Annotated in this window: 20 protein-coding genes; 6 read left to right on the plus strand and 14 right to left on the minus strand. The window is 66.1% G+C overall.

What is annotated here, in order from left to right:
- The first annotated feature begins 219 nt into the window (after positions 1–219).
- Together P0645_RS08345 and P0645_RS08350 are read left to right on the plus strand one after the other, a co-directional pair.
- Complete coding sequence (locus tag P0645_RS08345) at positions 220–795, plus strand: YceI family protein (RefSeq protein ID WP_284164121.1); 576 nt, start codon at positions 220–222, stop codon at positions 793–795.
- A 95-nt stretch (positions 796–890) separates the two neighbouring features.
- Positions 891–1,403 carry a GNAT family N-acetyltransferase gene (locus P0645_RS08350; RefSeq protein ID WP_284164122.1) on the plus strand — a complete coding sequence of 171 codons (513 nt, stop codon included), beginning with the start codon at positions 891–893 and terminating at the stop codon, positions 1,401–1,403.
- Here the strand turns inward: P0645_RS08350 and P0645_RS08355 are convergent.
- Positions 1,400–2,578, minus strand: a complete 1,179-nt coding sequence (locus P0645_RS08355; protein ID WP_284164123.1) for a cytochrome b/b6 domain-containing protein — start codon at positions 2,576–2,578, stop codon at positions 1,400–1,402. The two genes, P0645_RS08350 and P0645_RS08355, sit on opposite strands and share 4 nt — an antisense overlap.
- A gap of 211 nt (positions 2,579–2,789) precedes the next feature.
- Here P0645_RS08355 and fabD point away from each other — a divergent pair, with 211 nt between their 5' ends.
- The 3 genes from fabD (at position 2,790) to P0645_RS08370 (ending at position 7,418) form a co-directional block, all read left to right on the plus strand.
- Positions 2,790–3,716, plus strand: coding sequence for an ACP S-malonyltransferase (gene fabD / locus P0645_RS08360; RefSeq protein WP_284164124.1), 927 nt, complete (start codon positions 2,790–2,792; stop codon positions 3,714–3,716).
- 68 nt (positions 3,717–3,784) lie between these two features.
- On the plus strand, positions 3,785–4,522 hold the full coding sequence (gene fabG / locus P0645_RS08365) for a 3-oxoacyl-ACP reductase FabG (protein WP_284164125.1): 738 nt from the start codon (positions 3,785–3,787) through the stop codon (positions 4,520–4,522).
- A gap of 67 nt (positions 4,523–4,589) precedes the next feature.
- Positions 4,590–7,418: a DUF4344 domain-containing metallopeptidase gene (locus tag P0645_RS08370; protein ID WP_284164126.1), complete on the plus strand. Its 2,829-nt coding sequence runs from the start codon at positions 4,590–4,592 to the stop codon at positions 7,416–7,418.
- A 1-nt stretch (position 7,419) separates the two neighbouring features.
- Here P0645_RS08370 and P0645_RS08375 read toward each other — a convergent pair whose 3' ends face one another.
- From P0645_RS08375 to P0645_RS08405, 7 genes are all read right to left on the minus strand, one after another.
- Complete coding sequence (locus P0645_RS08375) at positions 7,420–9,168, minus strand: Mur ligase family protein (RefSeq protein WP_284164127.1); 1,749 nt, start codon at positions 9,166–9,168, stop codon at positions 7,420–7,422.
- 12 nt (positions 9,169–9,180) lie between these two features.
- Positions 9,181–11,985: a cyanophycin synthetase gene (gene cphA, locus P0645_RS08380; RefSeq protein WP_284164128.1), complete on the minus strand. Its 2,805-nt coding sequence runs from the start codon at positions 11,983–11,985 to the stop codon at positions 9,181–9,183.
- 30 nt (positions 11,986–12,015) lie between these two features.
- Positions 12,016–12,885, minus strand: coding sequence for a cyanophycinase (locus P0645_RS08385; protein ID WP_284164129.1), 870 nt, complete (start codon positions 12,883–12,885; stop codon positions 12,016–12,018).
- A 247-nt stretch (positions 12,886–13,132) separates the two neighbouring features.
- The gene (locus tag P0645_RS08390; protein ID WP_284164130.1) at positions 13,133–13,378 is read right to left on the minus strand and encodes a MoaD/ThiS family protein; all 246 of its coding nucleotides are present in this window, start codon (positions 13,376–13,378) and stop codon (positions 13,133–13,135) included.
- 1 nt (position 13,379) lies between these two features.
- Positions 13,380–15,632, minus strand: coding sequence for a xanthine dehydrogenase family protein molybdopterin-binding subunit (locus tag P0645_RS08395; RefSeq protein WP_284164131.1), 2,253 nt, complete (start codon positions 15,630–15,632; stop codon positions 13,380–13,382).
- Entirely contained in the window at positions 15,632–16,111 is a 480-nt protein-coding gene (locus P0645_RS08400) for a (2Fe-2S)-binding protein (protein ID WP_284164132.1), read from the minus strand. The genes P0645_RS08395 and P0645_RS08400 overlap by 1 nt, the downstream gene beginning before the upstream one ends.
- Positions 16,108–16,974 (minus strand): FAD binding domain-containing protein, encoded by an 867-nt coding sequence (locus tag P0645_RS08405; RefSeq protein ID WP_284164133.1) that lies wholly within the window; start codon positions 16,972–16,974, stop codon positions 16,108–16,110. The genes P0645_RS08400 and P0645_RS08405 overlap by 4 nt, the downstream gene beginning before the upstream one ends.
- A 246-nt stretch (positions 16,975–17,220) precedes the next feature.
- Between P0645_RS08405 and P0645_RS08410 the strand changes: the two genes are divergently transcribed.
- Positions 17,221–17,979 carry a gamma-glutamyl-gamma-aminobutyrate hydrolase family protein gene (locus P0645_RS08410; protein WP_284164134.1) on the plus strand — a complete coding sequence of 253 codons (759 nt, stop codon included), beginning with the start codon at positions 17,221–17,223 and terminating at the stop codon, positions 17,977–17,979.
- A 27-nt stretch (positions 17,980–18,006) separates the two neighbouring features.
- On the opposite strand, the gene P0645_RS08415 is transcribed toward P0645_RS08410, so the two are convergent.
- From P0645_RS08415 to P0645_RS08440, 6 genes are read right to left on the minus strand one after another with little or no spacing between them, the layout of a single operon-like run.
- Complete coding sequence (locus tag P0645_RS08415; protein WP_284164135.1) at positions 18,007–18,519, minus strand: DUF2478 domain-containing protein; 513 nt, start codon at positions 18,517–18,519, stop codon at positions 18,007–18,009.
- A gap of 14 nt (positions 18,520–18,533) precedes the next feature.
- Positions 18,534–19,322, minus strand: coding sequence for a peptidylprolyl isomerase (locus P0645_RS08420; RefSeq protein ID WP_284164136.1), 789 nt, complete (start codon positions 19,320–19,322; stop codon positions 18,534–18,536).
- A gap of 5 nt (positions 19,323–19,327) precedes the next feature.
- Positions 19,328–20,017, minus strand: a complete 690-nt coding sequence (gene narI / locus P0645_RS08425) for a respiratory nitrate reductase subunit gamma (RefSeq protein ID WP_284164137.1) — start codon at positions 20,015–20,017, stop codon at positions 19,328–19,330.
- A gap of 9 nt (positions 20,018–20,026) precedes the next feature.
- Positions 20,027–20,725: a nitrate reductase molybdenum cofactor assembly chaperone gene (narJ, locus tag P0645_RS08430; RefSeq protein WP_284164138.1), complete on the minus strand. Its 699-nt coding sequence runs from the start codon at positions 20,723–20,725 to the stop codon at positions 20,027–20,029.
- Complete coding sequence (gene narH / locus P0645_RS08435) at positions 20,722–22,245, minus strand: nitrate reductase subunit beta (RefSeq protein ID WP_284164139.1); 1,524 nt, start codon at positions 22,243–22,245, stop codon at positions 20,722–20,724. Before narH ends, narJ begins: the two co-directional genes overlap by 4 nt.
- A complete protein-coding gene (locus P0645_RS08440; RefSeq protein ID WP_284164140.1) occupies positions 22,242–25,982 on the minus strand; it encodes a nitrate reductase subunit alpha in 3,741 nt (1,246 codons plus the stop codon). The genes narH and P0645_RS08440 overlap by 4 nt, the downstream gene beginning before the upstream one ends.
- Positions 25,983–25,990 lie beyond the last annotated feature (8 nt).

The following is a 25,990-nucleotide window of genomic DNA, read 5'->3' on the forward strand; positions in this document are numbered from 1 at the left end:
GCCCTCCAAAGAATCCATATCACCCCTCACCGCCAGAGATATTTCTCAAATGCGATTCCCCTGCCGAGGTGTGCGTGCGCCGAAGGCTTGGGGGCGGTCGAGCGGGGGCGCGACTGTTCGTCGCTCCACACTGGCTGTTTGACCCTGCGGAATTGCGCGGACGGGAGGTTGCCGCGATGGTCTGCCTTCAACCTGTTCGGTGTATTGGAGATCTCTGCCGTGAAAACCACCCTTCTTGCCGCCGCCCTTGGCCTGTCGGCCTCAGCCGCGTTCGGCGCGGCCGAGACCTATCGTCTCGACCCCGGCCACAGCCAGATCCTTTTTTCCTACAACCACCTCGGTTATTCGACGAGCTACGGCCTCTTCTCGGGGTTCGAGGGCGAAATCGCCTATGACGCCGCCGATCCGGCCGGGTCGAGCGTGACGGTGAGCTTCCCGGTCAGGACCATGCTGACCGGCTGGCAGGCACGGTTCGACCACTTCATGTCGCCCGATTTCTTCGATGCGGCCGAGGATGAGATGGTGAGCTTCACGTCGACCGGCATCGAGGTGACCGGCGAGAAGAGCGCGAAGATCACCGGCGATCTGACGCTGAACGGTGTCACGAAGCCCGTCGTTCTCGACGCGGTCCTGACCCAGGCGGGCGATCATCCGATGGAGGGCAAGCCCTGGCTTGGCTTCACCGCGACGACGAAAGTCCTGCGGTCGGACTATGGCCTTGGCATGTTCGCGCCTTTCGTCGCCGACGAGGTCGAGGTCAACATCTCGGTCGAGGCGGGCAAGGTCGACGGCTAAGGGCCCGAGGCTTTCACCCGTCGGCACGGGCCGCCGCAGTCTTGCGGTGGCCCTCAGCCTTTTGAACCGCAAGCCGAACCGATCCGGAGGTCCGCATGACCGCGCCAGTGACCAACACCGCCGCCGTGAAACGCCCCGGGGCCGCGATCGACTTCGTCCGGCTGACCGCGATCGCGCCCGAGGCGATCCTCGATCACATGTCCGATCCGCGGATGGCGGAGCATATGCCGCTGCTGAGCGAACCCTGGACGCCTGAAACCGTCGCGGGGTTCGTCGCGGCGAAAGAGGCGTGCTGGCAGCGTGACGGGCTCGGTCACTGGGCCTTCCTCGCCGACGGGCGCTATGTCGGCTGGGGCGGGTTCCAGAAGGAGGGCGAGGAATGGGACTTCGGCCTGGTGCTGCGCCCCGATGCTTTCGGCCTTGGCATGGCCATCGCGCGCAAGGCCCTGGCCTTCGCGCGAGATGATGGCCGCATACCGTTCGTCACCTTCCTCTTGCCGCCCTCGCGCCGCCATCTTGGCGCGCTGGCGCGGCTCGGCGCGGTCGAGATCGGCCAGATCGACTATGCGGGCGAGCGCTTCCGCAAGTTTCGTCTGGATAGGATCTAGCCGCCGCGCTGCGCGGTCAGGGCGATGTCGACCCGGACGGCGAAGCCGACGGTGGATTCATCAGGATAGCTCGGCCCCATGCCGAAGTCGCGCCGGTCGAGCGTGACGGTGCCCGCCGCCGTGGCCGTGTCCCCGTCAATGATCAGGGTGAAGGGCAGGGCGACCGGCACATCCTTGCCGCGCAGGGAGAGCGTTCCGCGTGCCGTGAGAGTACCCGCCTCGTCGGCGATAGCGGCCTTGAATCTCGCTTCGGGGAAGGTGGCGCGGTCGAAGAATTCCGCCCCTGCCGCCTGCTCGGTGACGGCGCCGAGGCTCATGCCCTGAAGCGGGATCGTCACCTCGGTCTCGCCCGTGCGGCTGTCGGGGTCGTAGCTGATCCGGGCGCTCCAGCCCGCGAAGGCGCCGGTCACTTCCTGGCCCATCTGGCGGAGGGTGAAGGTGATCGTGCCGTCGGTGACCGTCCAGTTGCCGCCTTCGGCGGTGGCGACAGAGGCCGCGCCCTCGTCGCGCGATGCAGGTGCGACGGCGAGGACCGCAGCCACAAGCGCGCCCCAGAGCGCGAGCGAGAGGAACGCGGGGCGGTGGCTCGGCCGGGTCCGGCCATCCCCGGCAGGGCGGCCGGTGATCATCCGCGCCAGCGTACCGTCGCGGTCGACAAGCGCATGTTTCACCGCGCCCGCGACATGGAGGAGGATCGACAGGATCAGAAGTTTCGAGGTCGCGCCATGGACCGCACCCGCGAGATGGGCGAGGTGTTCGGATTTCGGCACGAAGGGCAAGGTCTGGCCGAAGGGCCAGAGGATCGGCGCGAAGCCTTGCGAGGCCGCGTGGCCGATCCAGCCCGAGAGCGGCAGGACGAGGATCGCGGCATAAAGCGACCAGTGGACGGCTTCGGCGGCAAAGGTTTCCAGCCGCCGCCCGGGGTGGAGGGGGGCGGGCTTCGGTTGCGTCAGCGCCCAGAAGATGCGGACGAGGGCGAGCGCGAAAACCGTGACGCCGATGGTCTTGTGCGCCGAATAGACGCGCGCCAGAAGCGCGGCGTCGGCGTCGGAAGTGCGCGGCAATCCCTCTGCCCAGAGCGCAAGGGGAATGTTCGCGAGGATCAGGAGCGCCACGGCCCAGTGCAGGAGGCGCGCGATGCTGCCGTAGGAGCGGGCGGTATTCGACAGGGACATGTTTGCGCTTCCGATGCTGCGGCCGATGGGTCGAGGGCGAGAATAGGGCGCGCGCGCGATTGGCGGAAGGCGCCGATTGCACAGGCCCTGTGCGGCGCAACCCGGGGACGTCACAGGTCAATCCGCGCGTTGCAGCGCGGGGCGATGCGCGGTATGGGGCGGAAAACGGCCAAGAGACAGCCAGACATTGGCGGCGACCGAGGGGAGTGAGATGAAGGCATTCGTATTTCCGGGGCAGGGGGCACAGGTCATTGGCATGGGCCGCGCGCTCGCCGATGCCTATCCGGCTGCGCGCGCGGTCTTCGACGAGGTCGATGAGGCGCTGGGCGAGAAGCTGTCCGCCCTGATCTGGGAGGGCGATCAGGAGGTGCTGACACTGACCCAGAACGCCCAGCCCGCGCTGATGGCCACATCGATTGCCGCTTTGCGCGCGCTGGAGGCGGAAGGTCATGCGGTGACGGACGCGGCCTTCGTCGCCGGTCATTCGCTGGGCGAATATTCGGCGCTGTGCGCGGCGGGCGCGATCGGGCTTTCTGATACGGCAAAGCTTCTGCGCATCCGGGGGCAGGCGATGCAGGCCGCCGTGCCGGTCGGTGTCGGCGCGATGGCAGCCCTTCTCGGCCTCGACTTCGCCGCTGCCGATGCGGTGGCGAAAGAGGCGGCACAGGGCGAGGTCTGCCAGGCCGCAAATGACAATGACCCCGCGCAGGTCGTGGTGTCGGGCCACAAGGCGGCGGTCGAGCGGGCGTTGGAGATCGCCAGGGCCAAGGGCGCCAAGCGCGCGATCCTTCTGCCGGTTTCTGCACCGTTCCATTGCGCTCTGATGCAGCCCGCGGCCGACCGGATGGCCGAGGCGTTGGCCGCGGTCGAGGTCAAGGCGCCCCGCGTGCCGGTGGTGGCCAATGTGCTTGCATCCGCCAATGCCGACGCGGGCGCGATCCGCGATCTGCTTGTCCGCCAGGTGACAGGTTCGGTCCGCTGGCGCGAGTCGGTCGAATGGATGGCGGGACAGGGCGTGAGCGAGTTCTGGGAGATCGGTGCGGGCAAGGCCCTTTCGGGCATGATCCGGCGGATCGCCAAGGAAGCGGTCTGCAAGGCGGTCGGCGCACCGGAAGATATCGCGGGCCTTTCGGCCTGAGGCGGGGAGGGCGCTGCCCTCCCCGGACCCCACCCGGGATATTTGGAAACGGAAGAGATGAGGGCGAGATGTTCGATCTGACGGGTAAGACGGCGCTGGTGACCGGCGCTTCGGGCGGCATCGGCGGCGCGATCGCGCGGGCGCTGCACCAGGCGGGGGCGACCGTGGCACTGTCGGGAACGCGCGAGGCACCGCTCAATGACCTGGCGGCGGAGCTTGGCGGGCGCGTCCATGTCCTGACCTGCAACCTTGCCGAACCGGCCTCGGTCGAGGCTTTGCCCAAGGCGGCGGTCGAGGCGATGGGCGGGGTCGATATCCTGGTGAACAATGCGGGCATCACCCGTGACAATCTTTTCATGCGCATGTCGGACGAGGAATGGGCTTCGGTCCTCGACGTGAACCTGACCGCGTCGTTCCGGCTGTGCCGCGGGGTTCTCAGGGGCATGATGAAGGCGCGCTGGGGGCGGATCGTGAATATCTCGTCGGTCGTGGGGCTTGAGGGCAATCCGGGTCAGGCGAATTACGCGGCCTCGAAGGCGGGCCTCGAAGGGATGTCCAAGTCACTTGCCAAGGAGGTGGCGAGCCGGAATATCACGGTCAATTGCGTGGCGCCCGGCTTCATCACCACGGCGATGACCGAGAAGCTGACGGATGATCAGAAGAACACGATCCTCGTTCAGGTTCCCGCGGGGCGCATGGGCGAGGCGGATGAGGTTGCGGCCGCGGTGCTGTATCTTGCGAGCAACGAAGCGGCCTATGTAACCGGAGCAGTCTTGCACGTGAACGGCGGCATGGCAATGCTGTGAAACCGGGCTGCCCAAGGGGGCGGGCGGCCTGCTAAATCTGACTGTGGCTTGAGTTACGGAGACGGAGATGCGCGTGCGCCCCCTCGCAGCAGTTGCGGTTCTATTGGCCGCGCTCTTCCAGACCTCGTCGCCCGCGCGGGCGGACTATGAAAATCTGATCGGCCCGCTTGGCGGTGCGCTTGGCCAGCAGTTGCTGGCGGACTGGCAGGCGGGGGCGGAGGGTGACTGGTTCGTTCTGCGCAACCCGCAGGCCGACAATTCCGAACAGGCGTTGACTGTCACGCTCGGACCCGCGCCGGAGAACGGGCGCCTGACATCGGTCACTGTCTCGCTCTCCTCGCAGGAAAAGACCGCCTCGGTCGGCATCCTGGTGCGCAACCAGCCTGCGGGCAGTCTCTGCCTGATGGAGATCACCGCCGCCGCCTCGGCCAATCTCTTCTGCATGGTCAACAAGCAATATCAGGAAATCGCGACGGTGCCGAATGCCGCCAGGCTCGACGGCAGCGACGTGATCGAGATGGTGGACGTACCCGGCGGCGCGCGGTTCTATCTGAACGGCCAGACGATCGGCGATCTGCAAGGGGCGGCCGCGCTTGGCTCCGAGATCGGTATCATGGCCTATGACCGGGGCACTTTCGGCATCGCCGATTTCCGTGTCTCGCTTCTGGACGCGAACGGCAATGTGGTGGGTGACGCCAGCGCGGGGGGCGGGGCCGGAGGCGGGGGCGGGGGCGGATTGCCTCCGAAAGGTGGCGCGGGAAGCGGTGGCACGCAGGGCGGTGGCACGCAGGGCGGTGGTGCCTCGGGCGGCGCGACGGCTGGCGGCGGCGCGCCGACGCTGGACTCGATCATGGGGCCGCTTGCCGCCACCATCGCCAACGCGCAGACGCGCGATGGCTGGGATCTGTATCTCAAGGACGACTGGCTGGTGATGGAAAATGCGACCGTTGCCTCCGGCGAGAATTATTTCGCCGTTCCGGCAGGCCCTGTCGGCAATGACGGTCGCGCGACGCGGATCAATGTCGCGATCGCGCCGCTGGATGGCCAGAGGATCGAGGACATACCCTATTCCGCCGTGGGTCTCATCGCCGAGAACCGGCAGGCCAAGACCTCGTGCCTGGGCGAGATCACCGGCGCGGGCGACGCGCTGATGCTGTGTTTCGGCGCGGACGGCAAGGCAAGCGAGATCGGCCGCCTGAAGGGGATCGCCAGGAATGACGGTTCCGACGTGGTCGAGTTTCTGGAGCTTCCCGGCGTCGCGCAGGTTATCGTCAACGGCCAGGTCGTGGGGCAGGTCGAGACCAATTCGGCCTTTGGCGCCGATATCGGCGTTCTGGCCTATGAGAGGGGCCGGTTCTATCTGGGCGGCTTCACCATCACCGATGGCCTCGGACAGGACGGCGGCGCGCCGATGCAGGACGGCGGCGCTGGCGGTGGCGGTTCTGGCGGCGGAGCGCAAGGCGGCCTGACCGGCCCCCTGCCGATGTTTGACGGGGACAGCGGGCGGATCACCTCGACCTATCTTGGTGTGATGACCGGTATTTTCCTGCATGAATTCGGCCATGCGCTGATCGGCGAGTTGCAGATCCCTTCGACCGGGCCGGAAGAGGATGCGGTCGACATCTTTTCGGCCCTGCGCATCTCCTCGCCCACGTCGCTTGAAGGGCCGAGCGCGGATGCAACGAAGCTGAACGAGGACATGGCGCTTTATGCGGCGCTGCAATGGTACTATTCCGGCATGGTGCAGGCCCAGAGCGGCGGGGCGGACGTGCCCTGGCAGGATGAACATACCGCCGACCTGAAACGGTTCCGCAATACGTTCTGCGTGATGTACGGCGGCAATCCCGATCTTTTCGCGCCGATCGCCCAGCAGGTGGGCATGGACGAGCGCACGCTTTACCGCTGCGAGGACGAATTCACCAAGCAGAACCGCGCCTGGCGGACGATCCTTGCGCCCCATACCCGCGTGTCGGCCAGCCACCCCGAGGGTCAGCAGCCAGCCGACGCGCCGGGCGCTGCCATCACCGCGCGGTTCGAACCGTCGCGCACAAGGGTGGGCGACTTCGTGAAGGCTGTCATCGGCGACAGCGGAACCTTCCAAGGCTATTTGGACTTGCTTTCAGCGGACTTTGTGCTGCCGCGCCCGATCGAGGTGATCTACCGCGACTGCGACGAGCTGAACGCATGGTACGATCCGCGCGAAGGCACGATCACCATGTGCTACAACCTCGTCGAATATATCATCGTGATGATCTCGGACATCGAGATGGGCACGGTGAACGGCGAGGAAGCGGCACCCGCCTCGGCGCCCGCGCCTGCCGGCGGCGGGAACAATCCCTTCGCAGGTGGCGGGTCTGGCGGATCGGGCGGTACCAACCCGTTCGGCGGTTCCGGCGGCTCATCGGGCGGAACCAATCCGTTTGGCGGCGGCGCGGCCCCAGCGGCGCCTGCGTTTGATGAGTTGCAGGAGATGGGCGTGCCCGAGACGCGCGAACTGTTCCTCGCGCCCTACAAGGGGCCGACGCCGGTGTCGAACCCGTTTGCGCAGGCGGTCACGACCGAGGATCTCGCGGGGATGATCAATGGCGGGGGCGGCATGCTCCTGATCGACACGAACGGGCGGGGGGACAGTCTGCCCAATGCGATCGTGGTCACGGATGCCGGTCGCGACGGCAGTCTGCGCGACAACTTCCAGAAGATGCTCGACGAGTTCCTGCGCGACCAGACCGGCGGCAACACTCAGGTGCCGGTGGTCTTCTTCGGGTCCGGCATGCAGGACCGGTCGGCCTATAATGCGGCCTTGAGGGCGGGCGCGATCGGCTGGAACGCGCTCTGGTATCGGGGCGGGATCGAGGCATGGGTGGCGAACGGCCTGCCGCTTTATCCGCCGCAATAGATCAGGCGGCGGGCGAGGGGGCCGCGCGCAGCAGATCGAAGATCGCGGCCCGTTCGTCATGGACGAGAAGAAGTGCCAGATCGCCCGGCTGCAGGTGTGCGACGATCTTTCCGGCGCCGTCTGCGGGGCTGGTCGCCGACAGGATGTTGTCGTCGGGCAGGCCGCAGTCCCGGCAGGCCCTGCGAATGAGCGCGGGAACCTCGCCGGGCGCGCGGCCGCGCAGATATTTCGGGTTTTCGGCGGCAACGACGATATCGGGGCGAAGCGCGAAGAGGCCCCGCGTCAGGGCAGCGATATCCTCGTCGGACCGGTCGCCTGCATGGGTAATCAGCGCGAAGCGGCGCTTGGCGGGCAGGGCGGCGAGCGCCGAGGTGATCGCGGCGATGGAATGGGGATTGTGGGCGAAGTCGACGAAGACCCGCGCGCCCTTCACGGCAAACTCGTTGGCACGGCCAGGATTGTCGGTCGGGTCGCTGCGGAAGCTCGTCAGCACCTTGCGGATCGCCGTGTCGGGCAGGCCGAGTGCACGAGCGGCAAGCGCTGCGGCCAGCGCATTTTCTATATTGTAGCGCGCCGCGCCGCCGAGCGTCAGCGGCACCTCCTCCACCGCGACAAGCGCGGTCTCTTCCGCGCCGTCGGAGAGGTGGATCATACCGTCCGCCAGCCAGCCGCAAGGGAGGGCTGCCGCCCGCGCTGCGCGGATCAGGGCGCTGCCCGCGCCCAGCGAGAACCAGACCGGCGAAAGGCGGGGCGCGCCTGCGGCCTCGACGACCATGGGATCGTCTGCGTTCAGGATCAGCTGCCCGCCAGGGGCGAGCGCGCGATGGACCGAGAGCTTGACCTCTGCCAGTTCCGGCACCGTGGTGATACCGTATTGGCCAAGATGGTCGGCCGCGACATTGGTCACCACGGCCGCGCGGGCGCGGGTCACGGGCAGGCCGCGCCTGAGAATGCCGCCGCGCGCGACCTCCAGAACCCCGACCTCCAGCCGCTTGTCGCGCAGAAGAAGGCGCGCACCTGCCGGACCGGAATAGTCGCCGCGATCAAGCACTTCGTCGCCGACCTTCACAAATTCGGTCGAGGACAGGCCCGAGACCTTGCCCGCGGCCGCGCCCATGGCGGCGATCAGCCGGGTCGTGGTGGTCTTGCCGTTGGTGCCGGTAACGAGCGCGAGAGGGATGTCGTGCAGGCGCGCCCAGTCCGGGCTGCCGGGCAGGGCGTCGGTCGCCCAGGTCGCTGACCCGGCGCCATGGCCAAGTGTCAGTGCATCGTCGTCCAGAAGCCTGTCGATGCCTCTCCGCGCGACCTCTGCGACCAGCGCGGCGAGGTCAGGGGACCGTTCCATCGCGCTGATGCGGGTCAGCTCAGTGGCAAGCGCCTCGGGCGCCATCGCGGACAGGCCAAGGAGGCCGGTCGCGGTCAGATACCATGCGGCTTCGATGACATAGGCAGCCGTAAAAAGCTGGTCGACCGGGGCAGGGAAGTAAAGGCTGCCGCCGCCATCGAAGGGGCGCAGCCGCAGGCCCGCCTGCGGCAGACCCAGCGTGCCGAGGAAGTGGCGCACATGGCCCGACCAGAGCGCGAGAACTTCATCGCGGTCATGGCCCGCGACGAGGCAATCGCCGACCGCCCCCGGCTCCGGCCCGTAGAGATTGGGACCGAGCAGCCGACGGCAACCGTCAAGCACCAGCCCCGGATTCTGGGGGATCGGGAGGACCAGCGCCTCCTGCAGTTCTTCCGATCGTGCCAAGGCCGGACCCGGTCAGTCGGACTGTTCGGTTTCGACGCGCGCCAGACGGACGCCGCGTTCGTCGCGGATCAGCTGGTCGCCTTCGGAGATCAGCTCCTCGAACCCCGCCGCCTTCGGCTCGGGCCGTTTGGGCTTGGCCTGCAGAAGCGCCTCGCGCTCGGCCTTCTTGAAATAGATGATCTGCTTCCAGGACCGCGCGAGTTCGTCGGCGAGGACCACCAGAAGGTCGCCCGCCTGCGCCGCGGCAAGGGCGGTGTCGATTGCCTGCATCTCGCTCGGCACGAGCGATATCTGGTCGTCGGCAACGCCTGCCTTCAAAAGCTCCTCGCGCAGCATCCCGGGCACTTCCATCTCGCCCCGGCCGCGCCGGTCGTCGTCGGGCTTCAGGAAATAATGGTCGAAATGGCCCGCAAGCTCGCGCGCGGCCGCGCGGATATCCTCGTCACGCCGGTCGCCGGGCATGGCGGCCACGATCAGCCGACGGCCCTTCACGTCCAGCCGGTCGGCGAGGCTTGCCATGGCGGCGATGGCGGCGGGGTTGTGGCCGTAGTCGAGGATGACCTTGAACGGATGTTCGTCATAGACGTTCGTGCGGCCCGGCACCTGGAAGAAGGAGGTGTCGAAGGTGCGCAGCCCATGTCGGATATTGTCGAGGTCGAGCCCGAAAGCATGCGCCATTGCGCAGGCGAACATCGCATTCTGAACATTGTAGAGCGCCTTGCCCTCAAGCGTCGCGGGGATCAGATGCGACCAGAGCACCGGCATGTGAAGGCCGTTCGCATAGATCGTTATCATGTCGCCGTTCATGGCCTTTTCCAGCACCACGGCGCGCCCGCCCGCGCGGATATGTTCCTTGACCAAAGGATGATCGGAATTGGTCGTCACATAGCAGATATGCGTCGCATGCGAGAAATCGGCCATGCGCAGGCAATATTTGTCGTCGGCATTCAGAACGACCGTATCGGTCGCGGTTTCCACCACCACACGCTTGACGACCGCCAGTTCATCGAGCGTGTTGATGCCGCCCATGCCCAGATGGTCGGATGTCACGTTGAGGCAGGCCGACACGTCGCAGCGCTGGTAGCCGAGGCCGGATCGCACAAGGCCGCCGCGCGCGGTTTCCATCACCGCGAAATCGACGGAGGGGTCGCGCAGCACCATCTGCGCCGAGGCGGGGCCGGTCATGTCGCCCTTCACCGTCAGCTTGCCGTCGACATAGACCCCGTCGGTCGAGGTGAGGCCGACGATCTTTCCGCTGGATTTCATGATATGGGCGAGCATCCGCGACGTCGTGGTCTTGCCGTTGGTGCCGGTGATGGCGGCGATCGGGATGCGCGACTGGGTGCCCTTGGGGAAGAGCATGTCCATCACCTTGCCCGAGACATCGCGCGGCTTGCCCTCTGAGGGCGCCACATGCATGCGGAAGCCCGGCGCTGCGTTCACCTCGACGATGGCGCCGCCCACGTCCTTGTAGCTTTTAGTGATGTCGGCGGTCAGGAAATCGACCCCGCCAACGTCGAGGCCCACGGCCTTGATCGTGCGCTCTGCCATGTCCTTATTGTCGGGGTGGCAGACGTCGGTCATGTCGATCGCCGTGCCGCCGGTCGAGAGGTTCGCGGTCGAGCGCAGGTAGAAGGTTTCGCCGGCGGGCAGCACGGTCTGCGCCGTATGACCCGCCGCCTCCATCAGGCGTTCGGCCTGGCTGTCGAGTTCGAGGTTGGTCAGCACCTTTTCATGGCCGATGCCCCGGCGCGGGTCGGAGTTCACGATGTCGATCAGCTCGGCAATCGTGTGCTTGCCGTCGCCCACCACATGGCCGGGCACGCGCTTGGCGACCGCAACGAGTTCGCCGTTCACCACGAGCATCCGGTGATCCATGCCGGTGATGAACTGCTCGACCAGGATGCCGCGGCTTTTCGATTGTTCCCTGGCCTCGCCGAAGGCCACCTCGACCTGCGCGTCCTCGGTCAGGTTGATCGAGACGCCGCGTCCGTGATTGCCGTCCAAGGGCTTGACCACGACCGGGTAGCCGATGCGCCTCGCCGCGCGGACCGCATCGCGCGGCGAATAGACCAGGCGCTGCTGCGGCACCGGCAGGCCGAGGTCGTTCAGCATGTTGTGGGTGTCTTCCTTGTCGCAGGAGATTTCCACGGCGATATGCTTGGTCTGGCTGGTGATCGTCGCCTGGATGCGCTGCTGGAACTTGCCGTGACCGAACTGGACGAGCGAATTGTTGTTGAGCCGGATCCAGGGAATGTCGCGCTCCTCCGCCGCCTTGACGAGCGATCCGGTCGAGGGGCCGAATTCACGGCGCTGGGCGGAGAGAACGAAGCTTTTCAGTTCGGCCGCGAAATCGAACTCCGGGTCGAACTCGTAGTCGACCTTGGCTTTCAGGTCGGCGGGCAGAAGATGCATGAGAAGCCGGATAGCGAGCGCGCCCGCGTCGAGGCCCACATCGCGCTGGCGATACTCGTAGACAAGGTTGTAGCGACCCGGCTCCCCGGTCGAGCGGGTCCGGCCAAACGTGACGTCCGATCCGGCAACGCCTTGAATTTCAAGCGCGACATGTTCGGCGACATGACCGAGCCAGGTGCCGTCGCCTTCGCGCAGGCGGCGGACGAAGCCGCCGGGTTCGCGGTAGGAACAGCCATGTTCCCGCAGGCCCGGCAGCGCCTCGACAAGCGCGTCGATCCATGCCTCGCCGATCTTGGCCGACGGCCAGTCCTCCAAGACGCCCAGATCGACGACATGGCGAATGACCGGGAACCCCGCCCAGACATTCGGACCGACAAACACATTCGTCGAGACGATCTTCATAGCGGTTCCCCCCCCTTTTGTCGGCTTTCGTCAGCCGGTCTTGGATGTGTTTGGCAATGAGCAGAATGCCGCCGTGTCATCCGGCGGATAGGCGTGGCGACCGACAAGGTCATAGCGGCAACCTTCGCCGAGCACGTGGACCTTGAGGCCGAGAAGCGTCAGGGACTGGCCGGGCGAGGCGTCCCACATCGAGGAATGCGTGAGGCCCGAGGCGTCGACGACGGTGACGGTACCGGAACCCACGACCTCGAACAGCCCGTCGGGGCCGATGAAGGCAGCGGTATCCTCATCGATGCCGAGGCCGATGAGGAACGGGTTGTAGGAGGAGGCGGTCAGCAGGCGGCCGAGGCGGTTCCGCTCGGTGAAATGCTGGTCGATGATGACGGCATTTGTCAGACCAAGGCCGGGCGCGAGGCTGACCGCGCCGACGACCGGGGCGGAATTGCTGTCGCCGCCCGCGATCATATGTTCCGACATGATCGAGGCACCGGCAGACGTGCCCGCGACGGCGATGCCGGCGGCATTGCGGCGGCGGATCTTCTGGGCGATGCCGGTGCCGCCGAGGATGGTCGAGAGGCGCAACTGGTTGCCGCCGGTCAGGAAGATGCCGGTAGCGCTGTCGAGCATGTCGACATAGCGCGGATTGTCGCAATCGGCGCGCTTGGTGATCGGCAGGAAGTCGACCGCCGAGGCGCCCAAGCCCTTGAAGATGCGATTGTAGTCGGCGCCGGTGGTTTCAAGTTCCGACGCGGTCGGGATCACCACGATATCGGCGCCCTTGCCGCCGGACAGTTCTACGAACCGCCGGTGGATATGGCGTTCGCGGACGCGGTCTTCGCCCCCGCCGATCGGGATGATGAAACCGCGGGGGTTCTCTTTCAGCACAGGCGCAGGACACATGTTACGGGACGACCCCAGCGGTGCCAGAAGGCAGGTTGCAATTCCCCCGTCGCGGCCAGGACCAAAAGGTCGCGCCGCCCCCCGATTTGATCGCAGTCTGGCCGAGCCTTTCGGGCTCCGCAAGTGTTTTGGTGAGGCGGCACGACAGCGCCCGTCCGGCCAGCGCCTCCTCGAGCATTCCATGCACTCGTCGGGCGGCGCCCCGCGAGGAGTGCACGCAGTGCTCGACGAGCCGCCTCTCGGTCGGTCAGCCGCCTTTCAGCCGTTGCAGCAGGTAGACCTCGCTGTCGGGCCTGACGGGCGCGCTGCGGCTATTGGCAATCACCTCGCCATCGACCGCAACCGAAAGGCCCGCGGCGATGGCGGGCGCGAGGCCAGGATAGGTCCGGGCCAGCGCGTCGAAGATCTGGCCCACGGTCGCACCTTCGACCTCGACCACCTCCTGGCCCTCGGCGAAGCGCCTCAGGCTCGACCAGAGATGGACACGCGCCATCCTAAGCCTGCCGCGCGGCCTTGATCGCCGCGAGCACCTTTGGCGGTGACATCGGCAAGCTGCGCAGCCGCACCCCCGCCGCCGCCGCGACCGCACCGGCCAGCGCGGGCAGGGGGGGCGTGATGCCGGTCTCGCCCACGCCGCGCACCCCGTAGGGATGGCCGGGGTTCGGTACCTCGACGATGACCGTGTCGATCATCGGCAGGTCCGAGGCGACCGGGATGCGGTAATCGAGGAAGACGGTGTTCTGCAGCCGCCCGTCGGCGCCATAGACATATTCCTCGTTGAGCGCCCAGCCGATCCCTTGCGCCGCGCCGCCCTGATACTGACCCTCGACATAGGCCGGGTGGATCGCGGTGCCCGCGTCCTGCACCACCAGATATCGCAGAACCGTGGTGCGGCCGGTTTCAGGATCGACCTCGACATCGACGACATGGGTGCCGAAGCTCGCGCCCACGCCGCCCGCGTTCGTTTCGTGATGACCCGAGATCGGCCCACCGGTGCCGCCCATCTTGGCGCCGATCTCGGCGATGGTCATGGGCGGGAACTTGCCCGCGTTCGGCCCGGCGGGCTGGGCCGCGCCGTCCTTCCATTCGACGGCCTCGGGCTCGATCTCCCATTCCGCTGCCGCGCGGCGGCACATTTCCTTGATCGCCTGCCGTGCCGCCTCGACCGCTGCCTTGCCGCTTGCGAAGGTCGCGCGGCTGCCATGCGTCGGCTCGTTCACGCCAAGCGCGCCGGTCTCGACCACGTTCACCCGGACATTTTCATAGGGAATGCCCAGGGTTTCCGCCGTCATCAGCGCGATCGAGGCACGGCTGCCGCCGATGTCCGGCGTGCCGATCGAGACCTGCACCGTTCCGTCTTCGCCGATGGCGAGGCTGACGGACGTCTCGCCACCATGGTTGAACCAGAAGCCCGAGGCGACGCCGCGCCCCTGATTGGGGCCAAGGGGGATCGCGTAGTTCGGATGGGCCTTTGCCGCTTCCAGCGTCTCGACGAGGCCGATGCGGTTGTAGACCGGGCCGTAGCTCGACTTCGAGCCTTCTTTCGCAGCGTTCTTCAGCCGGACGTCGATGGGGTCGAGGCCAAGCTCACGGCACATCTCGTCCATCAGGCTTTCGACCGCGAAGGCCGCCATGGGCGAGCCCGGCGCCCGATAGGCGGCGGCTTTCGGGCGATTGGTCAGAACCTCCACCGCCTCGTGTTTCAGGGCCGGAATGTCGTAGCAGGCAAAGGCGCAGGGCAGGGCCTCGCCGATGGGCGACATGCCGACGAAGGCACCGCCCTGCATGCGGAACATCACCTGACCGGCGGTGACGGTGCCGTCCTTCTTCATGCCGATCTTCACATCCATCGAGGCCGATGCGGTCGGCCCCGTGGCGCGCAGCACCTCGGCCCGCGACATGACGAGTTTCACCGGACGCCCGCCCGCCTTCTTCGAAAGGGCAAGCGCCAGCGGTTCCATGAAGATCGTGGTCTTGCCGCCGAAGCCACCGCCGATTTCCGATGGCGTGACCCGCAGATTCGCCGCCTCGATCCCGAGAACGGCGGCGCACATGCGGCGGATGTACCAGTGGCCCTGGGTGCAGACCCACATTTCGCCACGCCCGTCCTCGCCCATCTGGCCGACACAGGCGTGGGGTTCGATATAGCCCTGATGGGTGGCTTCTGTCTTGTAGGTCTCTTCGCGCACGATATCGGCGGCGGCGAAACCGGCCACGACATCGCCGTGGCCGAATTCCATATGGCGCACGACGTTGGGGTGCATGCCTTCCGGCACAGAATAATCGGCGGCACCTTCGCGGATCACCGGGGCGCCGGGCTGCATCGCCGCATCGACGTCGGTCACATGGGGGATGACCTCGTATTCCACCTCGATCAGGCGGGCAGCATCTTGTGCCAAGAGGGCCGAGGTCGCGGCGACGGCGGCGACGGCGTGGCCGTCATAGAGCGCCTTTTCACCTGCCAGCGTGTTTTCCTGCAGGTTAAGGTCCTCGCCTTCCAGTCCGGTAGGCAGATCGGCGCGGGTGACGACCGCCTTCACGCCATCAAGCGCCAGCGCCTTGGTGGCGTCGATCCGCTTGATCTTCGCGTGCGCGTGCGGCGAGCGCACGACCGCCGCCCAGAGCATGCCGGGCAACGAGAAATCGGCGCCATAGCGCGCTCGGCCCGTGACCTTGTCGAGCCCGTCGGGCCGGTTCGGACGCGTGCCGACCAGCTTGTAACCCTTGGTGATCTCGTCCTTCGCCATCAGGCCGCCCCCCTCATTTCCGCCGCCGCATCCTGTACCGCGCGGACGATCTTGTCATAGCCGGTGCAGCGGCAAAGATTGCCCGCGAGCCAGAAACGGATCTCGCTTTCGCTGGGATCCGGGTTCTGTTCCAGGAGCGATTTTGCCGCGACGAGGATGCCGGGCGTGCAGAAGCCGCATTGCAGCGCGGCATGTTCGATGAACTGGCGCTGCAGGGGATGAAGTTCGCCCTCGCTCGCCATCCCCTCGATCGTTTCGACCTTCTTGCCCTCGGCCTCCACCCCCAGGACAAGGCAGGAGCAGACGAGCGTGCCGTCGAGCGTGACCGAACAGGCGCCGCAATCGCCGGTGCCGCAGCCTTCCTTGGTGCCGGTCAGGTCGAGATGGTTTCTGAGGCAGTCAAGCAGCGTCTCGCGCGGATCGGCGAGAAACTCGACGGGATCGCCGTTGACGGTTGTGGTGACGTGAACCTTCTTCATTTGCTCATCCCTTTCGCCCGATCATAGGCGATCTTCGCTGCCCGGCGGGCAAGGACGCCCACCACGTCGACACGAAACTCGACCGTGCCGCGCTTGTCCGAAATCGGTTTGGCCGCCGCCGATGACGCCGCCGCGAGCCGGTCGAGCGCTGCCTCGTCGAGCGTGCTGCCGACGATCGCCTTCGCCGCCGCCTCGACCAGAAGGACGGTCGGCGCCACTGCGCCGAGCGCCACGCGCGCCTTGGCGATCCGGTCGCCGTCGAGGGTGACGTTTACCGCGGCACCCACGACCGCAATGTCCATCTCGGTGCGGGGGATGAAGCGCAGATAGGCATCGCCGCCATGCGCGCCGCGCGGCGGCAGGGTGATCGCTGAAATCAGCTCGCCTTTCTTGAGGACGGTCCGTCCCGGACCGGTCGGGATCGCCTCGACCGGTACCTCGCGGCTGCCATCGGGGCCGGTGATGGTGACCGTGGCCCCGGCGGCGACCAGACCCGGCACGCTGTCGGCGGCGGGCGAGCCGTTGCAGAGATTGCCGGTGAGCGTCGCGCGGCCCTGCACTTGCGTGGAGCCCACGAGGTTCATCCCCTCGACCACGCCCGGCCAGTCGCCGCAGAGCGCCTCATGCGCGCCGAGGACCCGGCCGGGAACCGCCACGCCGATGCGCCAGCCGCCGTCCGCGTTGCGCGAAATGTCGAAGACGCCCGGGATATGTTTCAGATCGATCAGCTCGTCGGGCTGCACCATGCCCGCGCGCATCTGCACGAGCACATCGGTGCCGCCCGCAAGATAGCGCAACAACCCTCCTGACGCTGCGGCGAGGCGCGCGGCCTCCTGAAAACTGGTGGGCGTGTGGTAGCGCATGCTGCCTCCTGAGCGGGGTGGCGGTGTGAGTTCGTGTCGTCCCCCAACGCGTTGGTCGCGGGACCGTCCTTGATCAAACTCTTTGAAACGGGCGCAAACTGCAACTGGTGAATCGTTCAACAGGCGCGGCGGCGCCATCGCGGACGGCAAGGCTGGCATTCCGTGCACTGGCGTACATGCGACCGCTCGTGCGCGGGCTTCCAACTTCCGCAGTCAAAGCATATCTTCCGCGCAAGGAAGGGTGACATGCCAGCAGTTCGGCCTGTTGTCGGCATAATCGGCAACATGAATTTCATCAACGACTACCCCGTCCATGCCGGGGGGCTGAGCAATTCCGCCGCGGTGGCGGAAGTGGCGCAGTGCCTGCCGCTTCTCATCCCGTCCGATCCGCGCTTCGTCTCGGTGGATGAACTGCTAGAGGTCTGTGACGGCTTCCTTCTGACCGGCGGGCGCCCGAACGTCCACCCCGAGGAATATGGCGAGGCGGCGACCGAGGCGCATGGCGCCTTCGACCGGTCGCGCGATGCGATCACATTGCCCTTGGTGCGCGCCTGCGTCGAACTGGGGCAGCCGTTTCTCGGCATCTGCCGGGGGTTTCAGGAGGTGAATGTCGCCTTTGGCGGCACGCTCCACCCCGAGATTCGCGATCTGCCGGGGCGGATGAACCACCGTATGCCGCCGGACGGCACGCTGGAGGAAAAATTCGCCCTGCGTCACGCGGTGCGGTTTGCCGAGGGCAGCCCGTTCCACCACCTCTTCGGAGCGGAAGAGGTGATGACCAACACGCTGCACGGACAGGGGGTCAAGACGCCGGGCCAGCGGATCGAGATCGCGGGCTGGGCGCCCGATGGCACGCCCGAAGCGCTTTACGTCCGTGATGCGCCGGGTTTCACGCTTTCGGTGCAGTGGCATCCGGAATGGAATGCCGCGAACGATCCGGTCTCGCGCCCGCTGTTCGAGGCGTTCGGCGACGCGGCCCGTGCTTTCGCTGCGGGCCGGGCCTGACCTTCGGGTCCGGCGACGGGCGGCACCCTATTCCGCAGCCACGGCCCTGAGGTTTGACAGCCAGCGCTCCAGTGCCGCCAGATCGCCCGAAAGGGGCTTTGCGCAGCCCTCGGCGAAGGCGAGGAAAGCAGGCAGGTTCAGGGCGTTCACTCCAATGACAACCGGGATGCCCTCGGCCATCGATTCGCCTATCAGGGTGCGGAACCCCCGGCCTTCGGCCTCATGCTTGCCGAACTTGTTGAGGATCAGCACATCGGCCCCAGCGAGCCGTGGCCCGACTTCGGCGACCGCCGTTTCCAGCGCGCCGGGGTCGAGGCGGCAGCCGGTGGAGCCCGGCCCGAGGTCCTGATTGATGCGGATCACCGGCCCGTCGGGCAGGACGCGCACATCCATGTCGCAATGATGGGTGCAGGCGCGTTCGCTGTTGGTCTGCACCGTTCCGGCAACCTTCAGACCCCGGCCAGCGAGATGATCGGCGGCGGCGCGCAGGAAGGCGTCGGTTTCGCCGCGGCCGGGCAGGGATACATAGGCGAGCGTCATGTCTTTCCTGCCTTTCAGGCGGCGGTTTCGAAAGTGATACCATCGATTGCGGCCTCCGCAATCAGACCTTCGGTGTAGGCGCGCGCGGCGTGCGCCCAGGCGCGTTCCTCCATCGCGCGGCGCAGGGGCGCCGCGATCCGCTCGAACGGCAGGACGGCGCCTTCGGCCTTGGCGTCGAGGCGGATGATATGCCAGCCATAGGCGCTGCGGACCGGTTCGGCGCCGATGGTGCCGGGCGTCATGCGGGCCAGTGCCGCCTCGAACTCCGGCACCGTGTCGCCTGCGGAGATCTGGCCGAGCAGGCCGCCGTTCGCCGCAGACGAGCAAGCGGACCGCGCGCGCGCCATTTCGGCGAAGGCGGCAGGGGCGCGGGCAAGCTCGGACAGAAGGGCTTCGGCCTCGGCCTTCATCGCGGCTTCGTTACCGTCGCCGACAGGCAGTAGGATGTGAGCCGCCTCATAAAGCGCGGGCGCGCGGAACCGGTCGGGCCGCGCCCGATATTCCGCCTCAAGATCGGTGTCCGTCACCGGCGCGGGCCGGACATGCGCCGCAAGGACGGCACGGACCAGGGCTTCCTCTTCTGTTTCGTGCTGGCCCGGCGCTACCTCGCGCGGCAGGGGGCTGAGCCCCTGCCGCCGGGCTTCCTGCAGAAGAAGCACCCGGATCGTCAGAGCCCGTGCCGCCGCCCGCCAGGCAAGTCCCGGCTTGCCGTGGGGCGCGGGATGCATCTGGGCCTCCTCCGCGATGGCTGCGGGCGCGATGCGTTCGCCGTTCACGGTGATCTCTGCAAGAAGCGGTTTCATCTGCGTTACTCCGCCGGCGTCTCTTTGCGCGTCCGCACGATCTGGTAGCCCGGGCGCCAGAGGAAGCGGACGGGGGCCGAGACGATGTGGACGAGACGCGTGAAGGGGAACAGAAGGAAGATCGTCAGACCGAGCGCGATATGGGCCTTGAAGATCCAGTTCACGTCGGCGATGTAGCTTGCCGCCTTCGGGTCGAAGGTGAGGATGCCCTGCGCCCAGGACATGAATTTCACCATTTCATGCCCGTCGAGATGCTGGACCGAGACAAAGATCGAGCCGACGCCAAGGAGAAGCTGGGCGACAAGCAGGATCAGGATGCCGGTATCGGCGACGGTCGAGTTGGCGCTGATACGCGGGTCGAAGAGGCGGCGGGCCAGAAGGATGAAGCCGCCGATCAGCGCCATCACCCCGGCGATGCCGCCCGCCGCCATGGCGAGAAGCTGCTTGGCGCCGTGGGGGATGCCGAGCGAGTCAAAGATCCAGATTGGCGTCAGAAGGCCGATCAGGTGGCCGGCAAAGATCAGCAGCACCCCGACGTGAAAGAGGACCGAGCCGATGACGAAGCTGCGCCGTCTGAGGAGCTGGCTCGATTTCGATTTCCAGGTGAACGGGTCGCGGTCGTAGCGGGCCGCGCTGGCGATCACCATCACCGAGAGCGCGATATAGGGATAAATCCCATAGAGGAAATGGTGCATCTGAGGCTCCTATTCGGCAGCGGTGGCTGCGGTGCGGACGGGCAGATCCATCCGGGCCAGGATATCGCGGCTGACCGGGCAACCGGCGTTCGGATCGGGGGCGAAGGAGACCTGGGCCTCTTCCCAGACCTTGTCGAGGGCGGCGAGGTCCATCGGATCGTCCTCGGGTTCAGCGAGAAGCGCCGTCGCTTCTTCGGTATCGGCGCGGGCCTCGGCGAGCGCCACCAGCGCTTCCAGCACGCCAGCATAGACTGACTGGCGGCGGGTCAGACGCTCGGCCAGCGCCACGAGGATATGGCCCGCGTCGGCGAGGGTGCCCTGCGCTTCCTCCAATGGCCGGGTGGACAGGAACTCCAGCAACACCGGCAGGTGGTCCGGCAATTCCGGCCCGTCGAGGTCAAAGCCGCCAGCCCGGTAGGTCTCCAACAAATCGACCATCGCGCCGCCCCGGTCCCGGCTTTCACCGTGGATATGTTCGAAGAGATTGAGCGAGAGGCTGCGGGAGCGGTCGAACAGGAGCACATAGCGCTCCTGCAGGTCATAGAGGTCGTCGACCGCCAGCGAGGCCATCAGCGGTTCCAGATGCCCCATCCGATGGGGGCCGAGGAGCCCTTCGTCCTTCAGGGTCGCCCGGATCGCCGGGATCGTCGCCTGAAGGTCCTGTTCGGGGTAGGAGAGCAGGAGGGAGAGTGCCTTGAAGGTTTTCATGCGATGAACTCCGTGGGGGAGCGGAACTTCTTGCCGCCGCCGAAGAGGGATTTGCCGGACGACCCGCCCGAACAGCCGTTGCCGTCGGTGAAGCCGCAACCGCCCTTGATGTCATAGGCTTGCTCGACCATCTCGCGGTGGGTCGTCGGGATGACGAACCGGTCCTCGTAATTGGCGATGGCCATCAGCTGGTACATCTCGTCGATCTGGTGCGGTGTCAGGCCCACGCGGTTGGCAACGCCAAGGTTGACGACGCCGTCCACTGTCTTCGAGCGCATGTAGGAGCGCATGGCGAGCATCCGTTCGAGTGCCGCCACCACCGGCGTCTCGTCGCCCGCCGTCAGCATGTTGGCGAGATAGCGGACCGGGATGCGCAGGCTGCGCACATCGGGCATGTCGTCCTGCGCCGCGATCTGGCCCGCCTGCGCGGCGTTCTGGATGGGCGACAAGGGCGGCACATACCAGACCATAGGCAGGGTGCGGTATTCCGGGTGGAGCGGGAAGGCGATCTTCCATTCCATCGCCATCTTCCAGATCGGCGAATTCTGCGCGCCCTTGATCCAGTCTTCCGGAACCCCTTCCTTCCGCGCGGCCTCGATCACGGCGGGGTCGTTCGGGTCAAGGAAGACACCCAACTGCGCGTCATAGAGGTCCATTTCCTTCTCGACGCTCGCCGCCTCGGCGATCTTGTCGGCGTCATAGAGCATCACACCCAGATAGCGGATGCGCCCCACGCAGGTTTCCGAGCATACCGTTGGCTGGCCGCTTTCCAGACGCGGATAGCACAGTGTGCATTTCTCGGATTTGCCCGAAGACCAGTTGTAATAGATCTTCTTGTAGGGGCAGCCCGAAACGCACATCCGCCAGCCCCGGCATTTTTCCTGGTCGATCAGGACAACGCCGTCGTCCTCGCGCTTGTAGATGGCGCCCGAGGGGCAGGAGGCGACGCAGGCCGGGTTGAGGCAATGTTCGCACAGCCGCGGCAGATACATCATGAAGGTGTTTTCATACTCGCCGTAGATGGCTTTCTGCACGCCTTCGAAATTGTAGTCCTGCGAACGCTTGGCGAATTCCCCGCCAAGGATCTCCTCCCAGTTCGGGCCCCATTCGATCTTCTCCATCCGCTCGCCCGAGATCTTGGAACGCGGGCGGGCGGTCGGGAAAGCCTCCATCTCGGGGGCCGATTTCAGATGGTCATGGTCGAAATCGAACGGCTCGTAGAAGTCGTCGATTTCAGGCAGGTTGGGGTTGGCGAAGATGTTGGCGAGGATGCGCCATTTGCCGCCCTGCTTGGGCTGAAGGCCGCCCGAGGCGGTGCGTTCCCAGCCGCCTTTCCAGCGCTTCTGGTTTTCCCAGTCCTTCGGATAGCCGATCCCCGGCTTCGTCTCGACATTGTTGAACCACGCGTATTCCACGCCGTCGCGAGAGGTCCAGACATTCTTGCAGGTGACCGAACAGGTATGGCACCCGATACATTTGTCGAGGTTCAGGACCATGCCGATTTGTGCACGAACCTTCATTCCGCAGCCTCCACTTTGGCGGGACGGTCGAGCCAGTCCACTGAGTTCATCTTGCGCACGACGACCATCTCGTCGCGGTTGCAGCCCACGGTGCCGTAGTAGTTGAAGCCGTAGGACTGCTGGGCATAGCCGCCGATCATGTGGGTCGGTTTCAGGACCGCCCGCGTGACCGAATTGTGGATGCCGCCGCGCTTGCCGGTGATCTGGCTGCCGGGCGTATTCACGATCTTTTCCTGCGCGTGGTACATGAAGAGCGTGCCGTCCTTCATGCGCTGGCTGACGACGGCGCGGGCGGTCAGGACGCCGTTCGAGTTGAAGACCTCGACCCAGTCATTGTCGACGATGCCCGCCGTTTTCGCATCATGCTCGCTGATCCAGACGACCGGGCCGCCGCGATTGAGCGTCAGCATCAGGAGGTTGTCGGAGTAGGTCGAGTGGATGCCCCATTTCTGGTGCGGGGTGATGAAGTTCAGGACGACATGCTTTTCGCCCGACTTCAGCGCCTTGGTGGCATCGGCCGAAATGGTCTTGAGGTCTACCGGCGGCCGCCAGGTAAGGAAGAATTCGCCGAATGCCAGCATCCATTCGTGATCCTGATACAGCTGCTGGCGTCCGGTAAGCGTGCGCCATGGGATCAGTTCGTGGACGTTGGTCCAGCCGGCGTTGTAGCAGACCTCCTCGCTCTCGATCCCCGACCAGGTGGGCGACGAGATGATCTTTCGCGGCTGGGCGGCGATGTCGCGGAAGCGGATCTTTTCGTCTTCCTTCACCTCGGCCAGATGCTTGTGGTCAAGGCCGGTGGCACGCCCGAGCGCGTCCCAGGCCTTCACGGCCACTTCGCCGTTTGTCTCGGGCGCCAGCATCAGGATCACCTCGGCCGCGTCGATGGCGGTCTCGATCTTGGCGAGGCCCTTCGTCGGGCCGTCCTCGTGATGGGTGCCGTTCAGGGCCTTGAGGTGATGAACCTCGGTCTTGGTATCCCAGCTGATGCCCTTGCCGCCGTTGCCGACCTTCTCCATCAGCGGCCCAAGGGCGGTGAAGCGCTTGTAGAGGTTGGGATAGTCCCGTTCGACCGCGATATAGGCGGGCGCGGTCTTGCCCGGGATCAGGTCGCATTCGCCCTTCTTCCAGTCCCTCACATGCGGCTGGGCGACCTCCATCGCGCTGTCGTGCTGCAGGGGTAGCTGGACCACATCGGTCTCGGTCCCGAGATAGCCGGGGACCACGTCGGAGAATTTCTTCGCAATCGCCTTGAAGATTTCCCAGTCGGTCTTGGATTCGTACGCCGGGTCCACCGCCGCCTGCAGCGGATGGATGAACGGGTGCATGTCCGAGGTGTTGAGGTCGTCCTTCTCGTACCAGCTGGCCGTCGGCAGGACGATGTCGGCATAGACGGCGGTCGTGGACATGCGGAAGTCGATCGTCACCAGAAGGTCCAGCTTGCCCTCCGGCGCCTTGTCGTGCCAGCGCGCCTCGACGGGCTTCTGGCGGCCTTCCTGTCCGAGATCCTTCCCAAGCACGCCATGTTCGGTGCCCAGAAGGTGCTTGAGGAAATATTCATGTCCTTTGCCGGACGATCCCAAGAGGTTCGAGCGCCAGACAAACAGGTTCCTTGGCCAGTTTTCCGGTGCGTCGGGGTCTTGTGCCGACATTTCCAGCGCGCCCGACTTCAGTTCGCGAGCCACATAGTCCTTGGCCTCGATCCCTTCGGCCTTGGCGGCGGCACCCACTTGCAGTGGGTTGGTCCGGAGTTGCGGCGCCGATGGCAGCCATCCCATCCGCTCGGCGCGGATGTTGTAGTCGATCAGGGAAAGGTCCCTGTAGTCGCCCGCCGGAGCGGTCGGCGACAGGATTTCGGCCGACGACACGGTTTCATACCGCCACTGGTCGGTGTGCGCGTACCAGGCGCTGGTCGAATTCATGTGCCGTGGCGGGCGCGCCCAGTCGAGCGCGAAGGCCAGGGCCGTCCAGCCGGTCTGGGGTCTGAGCTTTTCCTGCCCCACGTAATGCGCCCAGCCGCCGCCCGACTGGCCCACGCACCCGCACATCACCAGCATGTTGATGACGCCCCGGTAGTTCATGTCCATGTGGTACCAGTGGTTCATCGCCGCGCCGATGATGATCATCGACTTGCCGTTGGTCTTTTCGGCGTTCGTCGCGAACTCGCGGGCGACCTGGATGATCTTGTCGCGCTTGACGCCGGTGATCCGTTCGGCCCAGGCGGGCGTGCCGGGGATGTCCTGATCGTAATCCTTCGTCACCCAGTCGCCGCCAAGGCCACGGTCGAGCCCGTAGTTCGCGGCGAAGAGGTCGAAGACGGTGCAGACGGCGGCCGCGCCGCTTGCCAGTTTCAGCTTCCTCACCGGGATGTTGCGGGTCAGCACGTCCGGGAAGTCGCAGGCCGCCCATTGCGTCGTGGCCTGCCCGCCGAAGTAGGGAAAGTCGACCGGCAGCGTGCCGTCATTGTCGCCCTCGAGGATCAGCGTGGTTTTCAGGCGCGTGTCCTTGCCCGCCGCCTGCTCCTCGAGGTTCCATTTGCCCTGTTCGCCCCAGCGGAAACCGATGGAGCCGTTTGGCACGACGACCTTTCCGGCCTTTTCCGCGAAGGCCACGGTCTTCCAGTCGGGGTTGTTCGCTTCGCCCAGGCCGTCCGCGAAATCGGCCGCGCGCAGCATGCGGCCCGGCACATAGCGGCCGTCCTTCTCCTCGAGCTTCACCAGCATCGGGAAGTCGGAATATTTGCGGGTGTAATCCTCGAAATAGTCGACCTGCCGGTCGAGGTGATATTCGCGCAAGATCACATGGCCCATCGCGATGGCGAGTGCCGCATCGGTGCCCTGCTTGGCATTCAGCCAGATATCGCCGAACTTCGCGGCCTCGGAATAGTCCGGGCAGACGACGGCCGATTTGGTGCCGCGATAGCGCGCCTCGGTGTAGAAATGCGCGTCGGGCGTGCGGGTCTGGGGCACGTTCGAGCCCCAGAGGATCAGGAAGCCCGCATTGTACCAGTCGGCCGATTCCGGCACGTCGGTCTGTTCGCCCCAGGTCATGGGGCTTGCAGGCGGCAGGTCGCAATACCAGTCGTAGAAGGACATGCAGGTACCGCCGAGGAGGCTGAGGTAACGTGATCCGGCGGCATAGCTGACCATCGACATGGCCGGGATCGGCGAGAAGCCGAAGACGCGGTCCGGCCCGTAGGTCTTGGCGGTATAGGCGTTCGCAGCCGCCACGATCTCGGTCGCTTCGTCCCAGGTCGCGCGGACGAAACCGCCCAGGCCGCGCTTCTTCGTATAGGACGCCCGCGCGGCAGGGTCCTGCTGGATCGAGGCCCAGGCCTCGATCGGGCTCATAGTCGCCCGGCGCTGCCGCCAGAGCTTCATCAGCCGCCCGCGCACCAGCGGGTTCTTCACCCGGTTCGCGGAATAGAGATACCAGCTGTAGGAGGCCCCCCGCGCGCAGCCGCGCGGTTCGTGGTTCGGCAGGTCGGGCCGCGTGCGGGGATAGTCGGTCTGCTGGGTTTCCCAGGTCACGATCCCGGATTTCACATAGATCTTCCAGGAACAGGACCCGGTGCAGTTCACCCCGTGGGTCGAGCGCACGATCTTGTCGTGGCGCCAGCGCGAGCGGTAGGTGTCCTCCCAGTCGCGGTTCTCAAGGGTGGTTTGGCCATGGCCATCCGCGAACGTGTCTTTGCGCAGGCTTTTGAGGAAATTCAGTTTGTCGAGAAGCTGGCTCATGGCCTAAC

Source organism: Frigidibacter sp. SD6-1, assembly GCF_030143255.1.
Lineage (GTDB): Bacteria > Pseudomonadota > Alphaproteobacteria > Rhodobacterales > Rhodobacteraceae > TMP-24.

Coding starts and splice junctions, on each gene's coding strand:
- narI (WP_284164137.1), bottom strand. CDS start 20,017: ATGCACCATTTCCTCTATGGGATTTATCCCTATATCGCGCTCTCGGTG.
- narJ (WP_284164138.1), bottom strand. CDS start 20,725: ATGAAAACCTTCAAGGCACTCTCCCTCCTGCTCTCCTACCCCGAACAG.
- P0645_RS08385 (WP_284164129.1), bottom strand. CDS start 12,885: ATGTGTCCTGCGCCTGTGCTGAAAGAGAACCCCCGCGGTTTCATCATC.
- P0645_RS08420 (WP_284164136.1), bottom strand. CDS start 19,322: ATGAAACCGCTTCTTGCAGAGATCACCGTGAACGGCGAACGCATCGCG.
- P0645_RS08405 (WP_284164133.1), bottom strand. CDS start 16,974: ATGCGCTACCACACGCCCACCAGTTTTCAGGAGGCCGCGCGCCTCGCC.
- P0645_RS08355 (WP_284164123.1), bottom strand. CDS start 2,578: ATGTCCCTGTCGAATACCGCCCGCTCCTACGGCAGCATCGCGCGCCTC.
- P0645_RS08395 (WP_284164131.1), bottom strand. CDS start 15,632: ATGGCGAAGGACGAGATCACCAAGGGTTACAAGCTGGTCGGCACGCGT.
- narH (WP_284164139.1), bottom strand. CDS start 22,245: ATGAAGGTTCGTGCACAAATCGGCATGGTCCTGAACCTCGACAAATGT.
- P0645_RS08410 (WP_284164134.1), top strand. CDS start 17,221: ATGCCAGCAGTTCGGCCTGTTGTCGGCATAATCGGCAACATGAATTTC.
- P0645_RS08440 (WP_284164140.1), bottom strand. CDS start 25,982: ATGAGCCAGCTTCTCGACAAACTGAATTTCCTCAAAAGCCTGCGCAAA.
- P0645_RS08415 (WP_284164135.1), bottom strand. CDS start 18,519: ATGACGCTCGCCTATGTATCCCTGCCCGGCCGCGGCGAAACCGACGCC.
- fabD (WP_284164124.1), top strand. CDS start 2,790: ATGAAGGCATTCGTATTTCCGGGGCAGGGGGCACAGGTCATTGGCATG.
- fabG (WP_284164125.1), top strand. CDS start 3,785: ATGTTCGATCTGACGGGTAAGACGGCGCTGGTGACCGGCGCTTCGGGC.
- cphA (WP_284164128.1), bottom strand. CDS start 11,985: ATGAAGATCGTCTCGACGAATGTGTTTGTCGGTCCGAATGTCTGGGCG.
- P0645_RS08350 (WP_284164122.1), top strand. CDS start 891: ATGACCGCGCCAGTGACCAACACCGCCGCCGTGAAACGCCCCGGGGCC.
- P0645_RS08400 (WP_284164132.1), bottom strand. CDS start 16,111: ATGAAGAAGGTTCACGTCACCACAACCGTCAACGGCGATCCCGTCGAG.
- P0645_RS08390 (WP_284164130.1), bottom strand. CDS start 13,378: ATGGCGCGTGTCCATCTCTGGTCGAGCCTGAGGCGCTTCGCCGAGGGC.
- P0645_RS08370 (WP_284164126.1), top strand. CDS start 4,590: ATGCGCGTGCGCCCCCTCGCAGCAGTTGCGGTTCTATTGGCCGCGCTC.